This is a genomic window from Hyphomicrobium denitrificans 1NES1 (genome assembly GCF_000230975.2).
Taxonomy (GTDB): Bacteria; Pseudomonadota; Alphaproteobacteria; order Rhizobiales; family Hyphomicrobiaceae; genus Hyphomicrobium_B; species Hyphomicrobium_B denitrificans_A.
Genome location: NC_021172.1, coordinates 657290 through 673174, shown reverse-complemented (window position 1 = coordinate 673174; position 15885 = coordinate 657290). Strand labels below are relative to the sequence as shown.

General features: G+C 57.8%; 12 protein-coding genes. 9 read left to right on the top strand and 3 right to left on the bottom strand.

What is annotated here, in order from left to right; genetic code table 11:
* Window positions 1-25: 25 nt before the first annotated feature.
* The 3 genes from HYPDE_RS03120 to HYPDE_RS03110 are packed head-to-tail and all read left to right on the top strand — an operon-like array spanning window position 26 to window position 2945.
* On the top strand, window positions 26-925 hold the full coding sequence (locus tag HYPDE_RS03120) for a class II glutamine amidotransferase (RefSeq protein ID WP_015596891.1): 900 nt from the start codon (window positions 26-28) through the stop codon (window positions 923-925).
* On the top strand, window positions 925-1614 hold the full coding sequence (locus HYPDE_RS03115; RefSeq protein ID WP_015596890.1) for a protein glxC: 690 nt from the start codon (window positions 925-927) through the stop codon (window positions 1612-1614). The genes HYPDE_RS03120 and HYPDE_RS03115 overlap by 1 nt, the downstream gene beginning before the upstream one ends.
* A complete protein-coding gene (locus HYPDE_RS03110; protein WP_015596889.1) occupies window positions 1614-2945 on the top strand; it encodes an FMN-binding glutamate synthase family protein in 1332 nt (443 codons plus the stop codon). The genes HYPDE_RS03115 and HYPDE_RS03110 overlap by 1 nt, the downstream gene beginning before the upstream one ends.
* A gap of 63 nt (window positions 2946-3008) precedes the next feature.
* Here the strand turns inward: HYPDE_RS03110 and HYPDE_RS03105 are convergent, their stop codons facing one another.
* Window positions 3009-3665, bottom strand: coding sequence for a helix-turn-helix domain-containing protein (locus HYPDE_RS03105; protein WP_015596888.1), 657 nt, complete (start codon window positions 3663-3665; stop codon window positions 3009-3011).
* A gap of 238 nt (window positions 3666-3903) precedes the next feature.
* On the opposite strand from HYPDE_RS03105, the gene HYPDE_RS03100 reads away from it, so the two are divergent.
* From HYPDE_RS03100 to HYPDE_RS03085, 3 genes are all read left to right on the top strand, one after another.
* Window positions 3904-5652 (top strand): APC family permease, encoded by a 1749-nt coding sequence (locus HYPDE_RS03100; RefSeq protein ID WP_015596887.1) that lies wholly within the window; start codon window positions 3904-3906, stop codon window positions 5650-5652.
* A 392-nt stretch (window positions 5653-6044) separates the two neighbouring features.
* Window positions 6045-6485, top strand: a complete 441-nt coding sequence (locus HYPDE_RS19005; RefSeq protein WP_144061162.1) for a hypothetical protein — start codon at window positions 6045-6047, stop codon at window positions 6483-6485.
* 725 nt (window positions 6486-7210) lie between these two features.
* Window positions 7211-7756, top strand: coding sequence for a DUF1236 domain-containing protein (locus HYPDE_RS03085; RefSeq protein WP_244437766.1), 546 nt, complete (start codon window positions 7211-7213; stop codon window positions 7754-7756).
* Window positions 7757-7993: 237 nt separating this feature from the next.
* Here HYPDE_RS03085 and lon read toward each other — a convergent pair whose 3' ends face one another.
* A complete protein-coding gene (lon, locus tag HYPDE_RS03080; protein WP_015596882.1) occupies window positions 7994-10408 on the bottom strand; it encodes an endopeptidase La in 2415 nt (804 codons plus the stop codon).
* A 10-nt stretch (window positions 10409-10418) separates the two neighbouring features.
* Complete coding sequence (locus tag HYPDE_RS03075; RefSeq protein WP_041319880.1) at window positions 10419-10826, bottom strand: Hsp20/alpha crystallin family protein; 408 nt, start codon at window positions 10824-10826, stop codon at window positions 10419-10421.
* 1053 nt (window positions 10827-11879) lie between these two features.
* On the opposite strand from HYPDE_RS03075, the gene HYPDE_RS18405 reads away from it, so the two are divergent.
* The 3 genes from HYPDE_RS18405 to HYPDE_RS03065 all read left to right on the top strand — a co-directional run bounded on the left by HYPDE_RS18405 (window position 11880) and on the right by HYPDE_RS03065 (window position 15850).
* Window positions 11880-12899 carry a methyl-accepting chemotaxis protein gene (locus tag HYPDE_RS18405; protein ID WP_051111955.1) on the top strand — a complete coding sequence of 340 codons (1020 nt, stop codon included), beginning with the start codon at window positions 11880-11882 and terminating at the stop codon, window positions 12897-12899.
* Window positions 12896-13444: a substrate-binding periplasmic protein gene (locus HYPDE_RS18400; protein WP_187290857.1), complete on the top strand. Its 549-nt coding sequence runs from the start codon at window positions 12896-12898 to the stop codon at window positions 13442-13444. Before HYPDE_RS18405 ends, HYPDE_RS18400 begins: the two co-directional genes overlap by 4 nt.
* Before the next feature lie 729 nt (window positions 13445-14173).
* Complete coding sequence (locus HYPDE_RS03065) at window positions 14174-15850, top strand: formate--tetrahydrofolate ligase (protein ID WP_015596879.1); 1677 nt, start codon at window positions 14174-14176, stop codon at window positions 15848-15850.
* The last annotated feature ends 35 nt before the right edge of the window (window positions 15851-15885 follow it).

Below are 15885 nucleotides of genomic sequence, written 5' to 3'. Positions count from 1 at the left end.
TTGAAATACAGCAGGAGAGAAAATTATGTGTGGCATCGCCGGACTATTCATCAAAGATCCGAAACTTGAGCCTCAGCTCGGGGCGCTTCTGAGCAAAATGACGGCGACTTTATGCAGCCGTGGTCCGGATTCTGCGGGTTTCGCAATCTACAGCGCTGGCCAGGATGGCAAAACGAAGCTGACTATCGCCGGGCCGACACCCGCTTACGATATCGAGACGGCAGCAAAGCGATTGCGCGATGCCGTCGCTCCGAAAGCACCGGTTGCCACTCACTATTCGCATGCCGTCTTGACACTTGCTTCGGAGCAGATCCCCAAGGCAAAAGCCTGGCTTGAGGCGAACTTACCCGAAGTCGACATCGTCAGCGAAGGTCAACGGCTCGAGATCTTCAAGGAAGTCGGGGACCCCGATGACGTTGCGGCGCTATTCGGAATTGGCGGGATGTCCGGCACCCACGGCATCACGCACACGCGGATGGCGACAGAATCCGCGGTGAGCACGGATGGCGCACACCCGTTCTCGACCGGCGCAGACCAGTGCCTCGTGCACAACGGCTCCCTTTCAAATCACGCGAGCCTGCGCCGGATGCTTGAGCGCGAAGGCATCAAAATCAAAACTCAGAACGACAGCGAGGTCGCCGCCGGATATCTGACGAAGCAGATGCGGAGCGGGCAATCGCTGGAAGGCGCACTCAAGTCGAGCCTCAATGACCTCGATGGTTTCTTTACGTTCGTTGTCGGGACGGAAAAAGGATTTGGTGTTCTTCGCGATCCGATCGCCTGCAAGCCGGCGGTGATGGCCGAGACCGATCAGTACGTCGCCTTCGCCTCCGAGTACAAAAGCCTCGCAGGGCTTCCCGGCATATCTTCCGCCAAGGTTTGGGAACCGAAGCCGGCGACAGTTTACTTCTGGGAGCGCACCTAATGCCGAATATCGATCTTTCAAAAACACCCGTCCGCGAACTCAATGCAGCACTTCATCGTCTCACGCCCGATACTAACGAGACGCTCTGGACCGTCTCCAATCCGGGTGGAGAGCACTCGATCGCCGCAGGCGTCGATGCGGACATCACCATCAGTATCCAAGGCAATGCCGGCTATTACTGCGGCGGCATGAACAAGCAGGCCACGATCATCGTCGAAGGGAGCGCCGGACAAGGCGTCGGCGAAAACATGATGTCAGGGTTCATCCATGTCAAAGGCGATGCCAGCCAGAGCGCCGGCGCAACGGGACGCGGCGGACGATTGATCGTCGACGGCAATGCGTCGGCACGCTGCGGGATTTCGATGAAGGGCATCGACATCGTCGTCAAAGGCGATATCGGCCATCTTTCCGCGTTCATGGGCCAGAACGGACGGCTCGTCGTATTCGGCGAAGCAGGAGATGCGCTCGGAGATTCGCTTTACGAAGCGCACATCTACGTCCGCGGCCCCGTTGCAAGCCTCGGTGCCGATTGCATCGAAAAGCAAATGCGTGACGAGCACAAAGCCGAACTCCATGAGTTGCTCAAAGCGTCCGGCGAGGCATTCAAGGTCGATGTCTCGGATTTCCGCCGTTATGGCTCCGCACGCAAGCTCTACAATTTCAATATCGACAACGCGGGAGCGTACTGATGACTCAGCATGAGAGATCCTGGCCAACGACCGCTCCGCGTCCGTCGGCAACCTTCGATGAGTATACGCTTTCGGAAATCCGGCGCGCTGCCACGACGGGCATCTACGATATCCGCGGTGGCGGATCGAAACGCAAAGTTCCCTGCTTCGACGATCTGCTCCTTCTCGGTGCATCCATGTCGCGCTATCCGCTCGAGGGATACCGTGAGAAGTGCGGTACGGAAGTCGTGCTTGGTTCGCGCTTCGCAAAGAAACCGCTGAAGCTTTCTATACCAATCACCATTGCAGGGATGAGCTTCGGCTCGTTGTCGGCCAACACCAAAGAAGCGCTTGGGCGCGGTGCATCGTCGGCCGGGACCTCGACCACGACGGGCGACGGTGGCATGACGCCCGAAGAACGCGGGCAATCGAAATATCTCGTCTATCAATATCTTCCATCGCGATACGGCATGAACCCGGACGATCTCCGCAAAGCTGACGCCATCGAGATCGTGATCGGCCAAGGCGCCAAGCCCGGCGGCGGCGGCATGCTGCTCGGTCAAAAGATCTCCGATCGCGTTGCCGAGATGCGCCAGCTTCCCAAGGGGATCGACCAGCGATCGGCATGCCGGCACCCGGACTGGACGGGCGCGGACGATTTGGAAATCAAGATCCAAGAGTTGCGCGAAATCACCGACTGGGAAAAACCGATTTATTTGAAGATCGGTGCGAGCCGCCCATACTTCGATGTCAACCTTGCCGTCAAAGCCGGTGCCGATGTCATCGTTCTCGACGGCATGCAGGGCGGCACGGCGGCGACGCAGGAAGTCTTTATCGAGCACGTTGGCATTCCGCTGTTGTCGGCGATCCCTCCGGCCGTGCAAGCGCTCCAGGATCTCGGCATGCATCGCAAGGTACAGTTGATCGTCTCAGGCGGCATCAGGAGCGGCGCTGACGTCGCCAAGGCTCTGGCTCTGGGTGCGGATGCAGTGGCCATCGGAACCGCCGCACTTGTCGCGCTCGGCGACAACGATCCGAAGTGGGAAAAGGAATACGAGAAGCTTGGTACTCGGGCCGGATGTTATGACGATTGGCACGAGGGCAAAGATCCGGCGGGCATCACCACACAGACGCCGGAACTTACCCGGCGTCTCGATCCGGTGCTCGCTGGCCACCGCCTCGCAAACTACCTCAAAGTCTTGACGCTTGAAGCGCAGACACTCGCGCGCGCCTGCGGCAAGAACCACTTGCACAATCTCGAGCCCGAAGACCTCGTGGCTCTCACGTTGGAAGCTTCTGCAATGGCTCGCGTTCCGCTGGCCGGCACATCATGGATCCCAGGAGCGAGGTAACCACTCCGCGGTTACCTCCACTTGCCGGAGGCTTACAAGCCTCCGGCCTTTTTGTGCGCGATCTCAAGAATTATAGAAAATAATCGCCAGAAATCTTATCCGGTCATCGAGAAGCTTTTCCGGGCCATGCACGACGTCGCCGGAAAAGGTGAAGGCATCGCCCGGTTCGACGAGATACGTTTTATCTCCGAAGCGATACTCCATCCGGCCTTGAAGCATGTAAATGAATTCCGTGCCAGGATGGGAAAATCGCGGATAGGATTCGCTTTTCTTATCCATTTCGATGAAGAAGGGCTCGAAAAGCTTGCGGGGCCCACGATCGTAGGCAAGCAGCCGATACGTGTGACCGTATTTCGTTCCGACACGCACGACTTCCATCTGCTCTGCTCGCTTGACGAGTTGAGCGCTTCCCCGCTGGGTATCGGTCTCCTTGAAAAGGTCGCCCAGACCGATGCCAACGGCCGCGCATAAGCGTTCCAGCGCATCGAGACTAGCCATCGCCATGCCGTTTTCGATGCGGCTCAGCATGGCGCTCGACAACCCCGCCCCCGCGCTCAGGTCGGCGAGTGTCAGATTAGCTTCCGAACGGCGACGCTTGATGACCGCCCCGATGCGACTCTCAAGGGGAAGATTTGCGAAATCCCTGTTGTCCGCCGCGTCCGGCGCAGGCTTGCGCGCTGCGGGCCGGCGAATTTTACGCAGCCCCTTCTCTTTGCTCATGTTTGGCTAACTTCCCGTGTTTTTTCTGAGCCTATTACGACTCCGGAGTCAGCGCAATTTTTGTGCAACGACTGGCCTCGTTCACAAAATCGAAGATGCTGCTTTGCACATAATACAAAAGTTTATAATGCACACAATGCAAAATGCTTGCGTTGTATGCAATTATATGAATTCATCGCTCCTCATAATTTCCAAGCCTGAAATGGGCCCTGTTCCGTAGGGAGGAGCATTGATGACAATGGTCAGTGAGACGAGAGCGGAGGTTTTTGCCCCCGCCCCGCACCAAGAAGCAGGCCTCCATCGAGCCATCGACTGGAGAGGAGCGTTCTGGATTGCGAGCGGCGTTCCCGCTCTCGTTATGATTTCGATCGGAGGCATGGGCGCGGCCGCGGGCAAGCTCGCGTTTCTCGTATGGGCCATTTCGGTTCTGATGGGCTTTTTCCAGGCCTACAGCTACGCGGAGATCGCAGGCCTATTCGCGAATAAGTCGGGCGGCGCGGCCGTTTACGGTGCCGCCGCGTGGCTGCGCTACAGTAAGCTTATCGCGCCCTTGTCGGTGTGGTGTAACTGGTATGCCTGGACGCCGGTTCTATCGCTCGGGTGCACCATTGCGGCGGGCTATATCCTGAACGCCATCGCGCCCATTCCCACGTTCACGGCAAACTCACCGGAGGTCGTGGCATGGCTGCACTCCGCGGCCAATGCAGCAGTCATCGACGGCAAGTCCGCAGAAGAAGCGGCCAAGCTGGCCATTGCCGCCGTAACCCAAGTGCACACGCCGCTCCTTCGCAGCCTCACGCTCGTCAACTTTTCATTCTTCGGCTTTGTCAACGTCGAAATCGGCTCGACCTTCTTCATCGGCGCGGCCCTGATGTTGATGGCCTTCGCCATTCAGCACCGTGGCATTCTCGGAACGGCACGCGTGCAAATGTGGATTGGGCTCCTGGTCATCGTGCCGATGCTGATCGTCGGACTTGTGCCCTTCTTCAACGGCAGTGTGCACGCAAATAACTTCGTTCCCCTTGTGCCGCCCGTCGGCAACTGGAGCAACGGCGGCTGGACTCAGTTTCTTGGTGCACTGTTCATCGCCGGTTGGTCGACATACGCATTCGAAACGGCCGTCTGCTACACGCGTGAGTTCAAGAATCCGGCCGTCGATACGAAAAAGTCGATCGTGCGCGCCGGTCTCCTTTGCGTGGTGCTCTATTCTCTCGTCGCTGCCACGTTCCAGGGCTATCTCGGCTTAGAGGGAATGACGGCTCCTGGCATCGTGGATGGAACGGGTGTCGCTGCCGCCATGGGCCAAATGGTGGGCGCCGGCTCTACCTTCGTCACGCATCTTCTTGAGATGATGATGGTCCTGGCCCTCATCCTTGCCATCATGATGGCGATGGCAGGCTCCTCCCGGACGCTCTACCAAGGCGGCGTCGATGGATGGCTTCCGAAATACCTCAGCCACGTGAATGAGCACGGCGCGCCCACCAGGGCCATGTGGACGGACCTGATCTTCAACCTTGGACTACTATCGTTCGCCTCATCCGATACGAACGCCTACTACTTCATTCTCGCGATCTCTAACGTCGGCTACATGATTTTCATCTTCCTCAATCTGCAGTCCGTCTGGATCCATCGCATCGACAGCCCGAACATTCCAAGGCCTTACCGCACGCCGAACTGGCTCGTCGCTTTCAACGTCCTCCTCGGCTTCTTCAATCTGTTGCTTATGGGCGCCGGCGCGAAGGTCTGGGGCAATCCGAACTCGCTTTGGTACGGCATTGGTTTTGGGCTGCTGATCCTGCCGGTGTTCTTCTTCCGTCACTACATCCAGGACAAAGGCAAGTTTCCGGACCACATGCTCATGGACCTTGACCTTAAGAGTCAGGACCTTGGCGAGCGCCGCGCAGGCTTATTGCCATACCTCGCTCTCGCGCTCGGTGTCGCCGTGATATTGTTCGGGCACTACTACTTCCAACTGCCGCCGGCTTGACTCGCGAAGCCGCGCGGCACTTGCCGCGCGGCTTTCCCCGGCAGCAAGATAGATAAGCCTTTTTCTCGATCACATGAATCGCTGTATCCACGCGTGACGCAGCGAGCATTCCTGTGCGTGGACCTTATCGCGCTCCTCATGTGCGTCGACATGCTGAAATTTGCAAACTTGGGGCTCCGACATGCACATTTGTCATGCCTGACCCGGAACATAGCTCACGTGTCAATTGTTAGCATGTCTGAAGTTGATGTGAGTTTGTGGGAGACGTACGTGGGCAGCATTGCTGCGCTCCGACTGGTGAGCAACTCTCGGTTTCCGGCCCTTCCCAGATGAGGAACGATGAATGCCTGCCTGCGAGGCGCCTCCGTCAGCCAAACTGATGGAGTTCGGTCATGTGCGATTATTCCCTTGAAATGTATCAAAGCAGACCTGCCCGCCACGGCGAAGAGTATGTGAGCAATAGATTTCTGAGCGGTAGCGTGGGTTTTATAAGTCCCGGCGACCAATCAATCGCGATTTGCCTCGCGTGCGACGCAGAATTGAAGCTGGCGCGCATACCCGACAGCGTGCAGACCATGGCAGATGTCGGCGAGACCGAAATGGTAACGTTTGTCCAAGTGGATGGTCCATTTCACCGCGACAGCGTGCAATTCCGGAACGGTAAGATCGTGAGTTTGCAGAAACTTGGCCCGGGCGTGACGGCTTGGCTTCTTCCCGAGCCTCATGTCTCTCGGAACGGAGCCATGACGGAACCCGCAGGTTTCCTTCAACCGAGCCGCGCTCAACTGGGCACAGCATCGGACCCTATTTCACAACTCTCTGAAATAAAGTAGCCGAAATCCCTTCTGAGTGACCTTGGTTGGACAATCAAGATCCAAAATTCGAGAGATTGAAAAAGTAGGGTCCAGGAGCCCTTGGTGTGAAAAGCCAAGGGCTCCCACTATTTCAACGTACAAAACGGCGACGGACAAGAGGATGAAGAGGCGCCTACTCGCCGTTCCAAACGCGATCTTCCGTTTCAGAACAGCCTGAAAATTACAAGCTGACTGTACCGCAGTTTGTAGCAAGTTAAGTCTGCCCATTCAGAAGCATGCTGGAAGCACGCGCACGTTTTGCGATGTCGATAAATGCTGCGCGGCATTCTCATGAACGTCCGATAGATCCGCACTATGATTACTCGGTTTGCGACGGTTGACGGAACCGAGGGAAGAATTTTCCGTTCTGTATCTCAAACACTCGGGAAGTGAATTCGACGTAGGAGAAGCAGATGTTAAGATATTCGATTGCAGTTGCCACCTTATTGCTCGGTGCCCCCGTGGCATTTGCACAAGGGGCAGGTGACATGGGCAAGAACGGCGGCGGAACGGGAATGTCGAGCCCAGGAGCAAGCTCCTCTGGCTCAGGTTCCTCCGAGTTGAAGTCCGGTGGCCCATCTCACGAACGTTCTGGCGGTGGATCGTCGGGCGCAAGCGAAGGAACGTCAGGATCTTCCGCGTCCGACTTTGCGCCTGGACATCAGAAGGGTAGCAGTTCGGCTAAAGAGTCGTCACCCGGTCATATGAAGTCAGAAGGTTCGGCGCGCGACTATTCGCCAGGGCATCAAAAAGACAGCTCCGATAAGTTAGACAAGCGATCGGAGCATCTTGATCGCGACAGCAAAAATCGCGAACGCGCGGAGCGTGGCAAGAAGAGTTCTGAACACAACGCAAAGGATGAGAGCGGCAGAGATCGTTCCGGCCGCAATGCGACCAACGAACGTGATCTTAAGAACCGTAATGAACGCGGCGCTTCAACCGGTGCCAGCGAGGGCACAGAAGGCAGATCCGGCGGCCGAGGCTCGATCGCGAGCGTGACGACGGAACAAAAGACGCGTGTTCGTTCGGTCTTCACCAACCACCGCGTCGAACCTGCGCACGATCTCAACATCGCCGTCAACGTTGGCGTTCGGATACCGCATTCGGTACATTTGTACCCGGTGCCCAGTGAAGTGATCGAGATTGTTCCAGCGTATCGCGACTATGACTACATCCTCCTGGACGACGACCGTATCGCGATCATCGACCCCGACACCTACGAAGTGGTCGACATCATCATCCTCGCTTAGTCGCTCGCCGCGAGATCCCAGGAGCCCCGCTGACGAAGCTGGACTTCTGGGTCCTTACCCGTAAAAAAGCTTACAATGAAGATCATATCCAAAGTTGCGATCGCTGCAGCGGCTTTAGCCTTATCAGCCGGTGCGGCAAGGCCCGCGTCGATGCAGCGTGGGCTTTGCCCGCAGAAGACTTGAAAATACTCTTTAGGCAGATCGTTGCCTGCTGAGCGTTAGCTACTTGGACAAACGTCAGCCCACAGCTTGGCTCGTCCTCGCACGTTTTTCTTCCAGCGCCGCTGCGATAACATCGTCGACCCGCTCGGCCCAGAGGAACTCCAACCGGTTACGGGCATCTTCCGGAATGTCTTCGAAATCGCGCCGGTTGCGTGCCGGCAGGACCACACGGGTGATACCCGCAGCGGCCGCCGCAACCACCTTTTCCTTGATACCGCCTACCGGCAAAACCAACCCACGGAGCGAAATTTCGCCGGTCATTGCAGTATCGCTTCTGACCGTCCTATCCGTCAAAAGTGAAACTAGCGCAGTAAACATCGCGACCCCCGCGCTTGGTCCGTCTTTCGGCGTTGCACCTGCCGGCACATGAACGTGAATGTCGCTCGTTTCAAATATCTTCGGATCAATATCGAGGGACGAGGCCCTGCTCTTCACGAGTGTCATGGCGGCTTGTGCGCTTTCGCGCATCACGTCGCCGAGCTGTCCCGTAAGAATGAAGCTGCCTTTGCCTGGCGCGCGCGTCGCTTCAATGAAAAGAATGTCGCCCCCGACCGGCGTCCATGCAAGGCCCGTCGCAACTCCAGGCACACTGGTGCGCATGGCAACCTCATTTTCAAAGCGCGGCGGACCCAGCGCACCCACAAGATCGTTCACACCGATGTGGACATGCTCCGTACTGTGATCTGCAATGCGCACGGCGGCCGTTCGCAACGCCTGGCCAATTTCCCGCTCGAGATTGCGAACCCCGGCTTCCCGAGTGTAGCCGCGAATGATCGCACGCAATGCCTCGTCGTCGATATCCGCCTGTTCGGCCGTTAGCCCGTTCGCCTCGAATTGTCTGCGCACCAGATAACGCCGCGCAATTTCAAGTTTCTCGCTTTCAGTGTATCCACTGAGGCTGATGACCTCCATGCGATCGCGCAGCGGTCCGGGGATTGTGTCCAGCATATTCGCCGTCGCGATGAATACGACACGGCTCAGATCGAAAGGCGCGCCGAGGTAGTTGTCGCGGAAGGTGTTATTTTGCTCAGGATCGAGCACTTCCAGCATGGCGGCGGCAGGATCGCCTTGAATGCCGCGGCCCATCTTGTCAATCTCGTCGAGCATCATCACGCAATTGCGTGTGCCGGCCTTACGGATGGCTTGAATGATGTTGCCCGGCAGAGCGCCGATGTAAGTTCGTCGATGACCGCGTATCTCTGCTTCGTCGTGGACACCACCAAGGCTGACGCGAACGAAGGGGCGCCCCATCGCGCGAGCAATCGATTGTCCGAGCGATGTCTTGCCGACGCCCGGCGGGCCCACGAAGCATAGGATCGGCGCTTTGCCTTCCGGTGCCAGTTTACGCACGGCAAGATATTCAAGAACGCGGCGCTTGATCTTATCGAGGCCGAAGTGGTCCTCATCGAGAATGCGTCGCGCTCCGGAGATATCAATCGGCTTCTCCTCCGGCAATTGCCAAGGAAGCTCGGTCAACCAGTCGAGATATGTGCGTATCATCCCCGTTTCGGCTGCGGCATCGGGCATACGCTCGTAGCGTTTAAGCTCTTTGCGCGCCTGCTCCTCCACGTCACGGGGCATGTTGGCCTTAGCGATGGACTCGCTGAGTTCCCTCACCTCCTCTGTCTTGCCGTCACCTTCTCCCAACTGACGTTGGATCGCCGCCATCTGTTCGCGCAGGACAGCTTCGCGTTGCCGCTCATCCAACGCGGCCTTGGTTTGCCTGCCGATTTCTTGAGTGAGGCGCATGACCTCGATGCGCTCGCCGAGAAGGCGCGATACGCGGTCGATACGGGTGATGAGATCAACCGTTTCAAGGATCTCCTGTTTCTGCTCTGCAGGAATGTCCATGTAGCCAGCCGCAAGATCGGCGAGTGCGCCGGCCGAAGTCGCATCCTGGATGGCGGCAATCAATTCCTGAGGTGCCTGAGGCAGCAATTGCATGGCCTCGAGAGCCTGGCTCTGCAGGTTGCGGAAACGCGCTTCGATCTCTGGCGAGCGTGTTTCCGTTTCAGGAATATGCGCAACCCTTGCAACGGGAAACGGTGTGCCCGGAATGAAGTCGAGTATCCGGATACGCTGCACGCCTTGCAAGATGACGTGATGGGTACCATCGGGCATCGTGATGTAACGAACGATGTTGGCAACCGTGCCTATACGATAAACACCGTCCGGACCAGGATCGTCGGCCGCTGCGTCGCGCTGTAGGACGACGCCAACCTGGCGTTGCTCGCGCACCGCCTGCTGAACGGCGGCTATCGATTTCTCCCGACCGATCATGAGCGGTAGGATGAGCCCCGGAAAGAGAACGGACTTTCTAGCCGGAAGCAAAATCAGAGCGTCGGACGGAAGCGCAGCGTTCTGATCACCGATCTTCGGAGCTACCGCGTTGCCGTGACCGGCTTCGCTGGGATCTCCCGAAAGTGCCATATGCTTCTCCTCAAGCCATCTTTGCGAGGTTGAAAACCAAGCAGCCATTCTCAACGTGCTGGCGAAGGGAATAGCGCCCTGGCGGCAACGGAACGCGCCGCTCGAAACGACCCTGCGGTAACTCGAGATGATGAATGACCGCGTCCCGTAGTTCCGGAGGAAGTGTGCGCCGTCCCGCGACTACAAGCGCATCGCCCTCAATGACTGCAGTGATCTGTGCAGGATCGACACCGGGCAAAGCAACGAATACCAGCACCTCGCGCGCGGTTTCGAGCACGTCTATTGGCGGTTGCCATGATGGCTCTCCCATACCACCGCCAGAGCGCAGCTGGAAAAACTGCCGATGCAGACGCTCGGCGCGAGCAAGCGTATCGATCGCTTCCGACAGCATCCAATTCAAGGGGTTCCGATTTTGCATGTGCTCCCTCCTGCGACGCGAGAGCGGGCCCGCGCAGCAAGTCGCGATGGGGACGGTTTCCGATCCAATCGGAGCTTGATGTCATCATCGCCCCGGCTAGCGACAATAGGTGCATACAGCCGCAAGTGATCAAGCGCCAAAGACCAGATCGTAGGTTAAGACTGCTACAGCCGCTGAACCACCCCTAATGTTATGCGACGCATTGTTCGGGACGCGCTGCAATAATATCTCAAAGGTTATTGCAGCGGCGCGAGGGAATCTAGGATGATGCTATGCCCGTGTTCGAGATCTTAGTTTGAGCTCCCTCAAGATTCTGAATTATTTTATTAGCTCATTGCTTATCTGACGGTGTGAGAGAAGGTCCCATGGCAACATTCAAGCATGACGTCTCATTTCTGATAGCAGTCACCATCATGCCTGTTATTTTCACGTACTTGCTGTACGTCGCCCGCACGATTGGCAGAAAAGAGTTGTGTCATAAAGCGGAGGTAGCGACGCGTAATGCGCGCAAGTCATCCTCCTGATTGCACCTTTCCAATCTTCCGCTGAGGTCTACCCCGCGCACGATGGCGATCGTTACTGCGTCAGCTTTACAGCCGACGACAAAAGGTATCCCCACGCACCGTCGCCGCTTTGCCCGAAGACCATTGTCCTGATCGCTGGCTACCGCTTTGAATCCCCTTGCCGGGCTCCATCACCAGCCGACGCAACACCCTGACGTCTGCTCAGAAACCACGCTGCACCAATACTCCTTATAGCGTTCTTCAAACCGCGAGTTCGGCTCTAACTCCCCAAGAACGGCAACCGGTCCGCACTTATGCGATGTATAAATCGATATTATTGTATGTAAAAAATAGTTCCTCTTAGTGAACGAGGCACGTACCGTAGCCGCGGTCCAAATGGCTTCCTCCAGTTTGACCCACGAGCTCATCAACTTGGCCGGGGACGTTCTCCGGCCATTTTTACCTACGTGGTTTGTCCGTATCTCGGCCGATGATGGACACCGTTTGAAATTGCCATCGCGCATTCGGCGACGCATTCAGCGAGGCAACAATGACCAGCAGGCGCTCCACGCCACGCGAACCCTTCACGTCTCCGATTGTGATCGTACACGAAGCCGCTTCTCAATGCGGGCACCTTACGGCCCAATCCCTGGACGCTGCCGAAAACCAAAATCGACTTCTCGAAGAAACAACCCACCGGACGGATAGCCTTGCTGAGGCGCTGAAGGCCGCCAACAAGGGTTTGGAGACCTGCAGCGCAAACGCAACGAATATCCAGACTGAGACCCGCGACGCTCTCAAGAACATGTCCGATGAGCTCGATCGCGACTTCAGCGCGTTGATGGAACTCATCTCCAATAAATCCGAAGATACCAAGAAAATTCTGGCCGCGATCGTCGAGATCGGTCATCAGATCAAGATCCTCTCAATAAACGCGCGCATCGAGGCAGCCCGTGCAGGCGAAGCCGGTCGGGGATTTGCCGTCGTGGCGAACGAGGTCGGCAGACTCGCAGAAACGACCATGGGACATGCAAAGGAAGCTGAGGTTCTGCTGAACTTCGGTGATGTGGAAAGTCAGATTGACAACGCGGCGCAACGGTTTCGCGATGCCGTTGCAGCGGTTCGAAAGACCAGTAATGACTCGCTCGGCCGCGTTTCGACGACAATCAGTGAGATGGCAGTCAATCTCGGAGACGTCGCAGATAATAACAAAGTCATCGATGAACTCGTCGATATGCAAAGAACCACCGGTCGCCGCTTACGCGCGCGGCTCGGCTGGGCTGTCCAGGAATTGGAGGATATCGCATCCGCGACTGTGAATGCCGAAGACGCCCACGAACCGCTGCTCCAGGCTGCGCGAAGATGGAATCTTGCGCCGATGAGAGACCGCCTTGAAGAAATCAAAAGGCGAGGAGTTCTGCGGGTCGGAATTGAACCTGGGTTTGTGGGATTATCGTTCCGCCGCCACCCCCGCGAAGACCTCATGGGTCTGGATGTCGACTATGCACGCGCCTATGCACAGTCGATCGGCGTGACGTGCGCATTCGTCGAGTATCCGTGGGATGCGTGACGGGATTGCTTCATGTCGGCACCAAACAGCGCGAGCAGCCCGTCGACGTCATCTGGAGCGCGTTGCCTCCAAACGCGTCATACCGCGAAGTTGCGTATTCAGAAACCTATACCTACCTGCCATTCGTTCTGGCTCGGCGCGCCGGCGATACGCGAATCCGCAAACTCGAGGATCTCGATGGGAAGGTTCTCGGTGTCATCAATGATCCCGGTGCATTCGAAGTCTTGGAGGCGGCCGGCGTTCGCTGGTCTGCTAACAGGGACAAGCCCGGTGGGAGAATTTTTCTCGCCAACCTTGTCGCCTATTCGGATCAAGGCCGCATCCACGACTGCTTGGCGGAAGGCAAAGTCGACGCCTTCTGCGTGGATTTGCCAATCTACTACTGGGCGAGCAGCAATCCGGCGAGCCCGTGGTTCGGAAAAATCGAAATCCTGCCCGGCAATCTCGCCAGCAAACTCTACTATTACTCCGTCGCCGTCGCTGCGAGCCCGGCCAGCGTGTCGCTACTCAAAGCATCAATTCCTTTATCAGGAGCTTCCGATTAAGTACGCGCCGCCAGCAAATCGAGCAGCAATGGCAAGGTCGCGTCCACGAAGCCACGCATAGCTATCGCGATGAGCCAGGCGACCTTTTAGGAGAGGCAGAGCTCAGCGCATCGGCTTCATATAGTCAGGCGCGTTGATCAGAAAGTCGACGGCTTCTTCGTCCTCAAGACGTCGCGTGGCTTCGTGGACGCGCCTCTGTCGCCAATAAGAGCGGAACGATTTGACTCGGCAAGGCAATGGCCGATGGCATTTGAAAGCTTCTCGCGGATCTCTTCGCCATTGCATCTCTCACCAGGCGGGTGAGCGTTCGGTGCCGCGCATTTGAAACGATTCGATCACGCGTCACGACATGGGCTCAATCGTGCGAGCCGTGATCGATGCCGGCGGTAAGCTGGAATATTTGCTCGTCAATTAGTTTTATTTATATCAAAGAAAACTTGTTGCCTGAGTGGTTTGCGCACTCATCATGATAAGCCTCGCCTTATAGAGAGAGGCCAACATAACTCGATCGATAACAGATACGCCGAAAACAAGAGCATTTCGCTACACACGCATTGCCTGACTGCGAGTTTGAAGGCTCACTCAACGCCATGCGCACACTCCGGAACTCATCCGACTGCGGCGCAACATAAGTCCGCATCGCCGCCCGGTCGACAACGTTGCTTTACTAGAATTTTTTTTTCGTTATACGAAACGCGGCCTATAAACTGAAACCGCGGAGCGAGCAGCATGTCTCAAGGATCCGACATCGAAATTGCACGTCGTGCAAAACTAAAGCCGATCACCGACATCGCTGCAAAAATTGGAATCCCGGCTGACGCTCTCGTTCCCTACGGATGGACCAAAGCCAAAGTCTCCTTCGACTACCTCGATAACATTCAGTCTTTCAGCGACGGCAATCTGATCCTGGTGACGGCGATCAGCCCGACGCCTGCGGGTGAGGGCAAGACGACGACGACGGTCGGTCTCGGCGACGGCCTCAATCGCATCGGCAAGAAGGCGATCATGGCGCTGCGCGAACCCTCGCTCGGGCCGTGCTTCGGCATGAAGGGCGGCGCCGCCGGCGGCGGTTACGCCCAGGTCGTGCCGATGGAAGACATCAACCTGCATTTCACCGGCGACTTCCACGCCATCACCGCCGCCAACAATCTGCTCGCCGCGATGATCGACAACCACATCTACTGGGGCAACGCCCTTGGCATCGACCAACGCCGCGTCGCCTGGAAGCGCGTCCTCGACGTCAACGACCGCGCGCTGCGCCAGATCGTCAATTCGCTCGGCGGCGTCGCCAACGGCTACCCGCGCGAGAGCGGCTTCGACATCACCGTCGCCTCCGAGGTGATGGCCGTCTTCTGCCTCGCCAAGAACCTGAAGGACCTCGAAGAGCGTCTCGGCAACATCATCGTCGCCTACACGCGCGACAAGAAGCCGATCCGCGCCCGCGACCTCAAGGCCGACGGCGCCATGACGGTGCTCCTGAAGGACGCGCTGCAGCCGAACCTCGTGCAGACGCTCGAAAACAACCCTGTCTTCATTCACGGCGGTCCGTTCGCCAACATCGCGCACGGCTGCAACTCGGTGCTGGCCACGACGACGGCCCTGAAGCTCGCCGATTACGTGGTGACCGAAGCCGGATTCGGCGCCGACCTCGGCGCCGAGAAGTTCTTCGACATCAAGTGCCGCAAGGCCGGCATCGCCCCGTCGGTCGTCGTCATCGTCGCGACCGTCCGCGCGCTCAAGATGCACGGCGGCGTCGCCAAGGACAACCTGAAGGCCGAGAACGTCGAAGCCGTCATCAAGGGCTGCGAGAACCTCAAGCGCCACATCGAGAACGTCAACAAGTTCGGCGTCCCGGCGGTCGTCGCGGTGAACAAGTTCATCGCCGACACCGATGCCGAAATCGCCGAGGTTCAGAAGGCGGCGGAAAGCATGGGCACGCGGGCGTTCTCGTGCACGCACTGGTCCGACGGCGGCAAGGGCACGGAAGCCCTCGCCCACCACGTCGTCAAGGTCATCGACGAGGGCAAGGCGAGCTTCAAGCCGCTCTACCCGGTCGAGATGAAGCTGCGCGACAAGGTGAAAACCATCGCCCAGGAAATCTATCGCGCCGCCGACATCGCCTGCGACGCCAGCGTCGAGACGCAGTTCAAGGACTTCGAAGCCGGCGGCTTCGGCCATTTCCCGGTGTGCATGGCCAAGACCCAGTACTCGTTCTCGACCGACCCGGGGAAGCGCGGCGCGCCGACCGGCCACGTCGTGCCGATCCGCGAATTACGCCTCTCGGCCGGCGCCGAGTTCATCGTCGTCGTGACCGGCGAGATCATGACCATGCCGGGATTGCCAAAGGCCCCATCAGCCGAACAGATCCGTCTCGACGCCGAAGGCAAAATCGAGGGTCTGTTCTAGTCCGCTTGTTAAACCCCACCGTCGCGCGCCGCGCA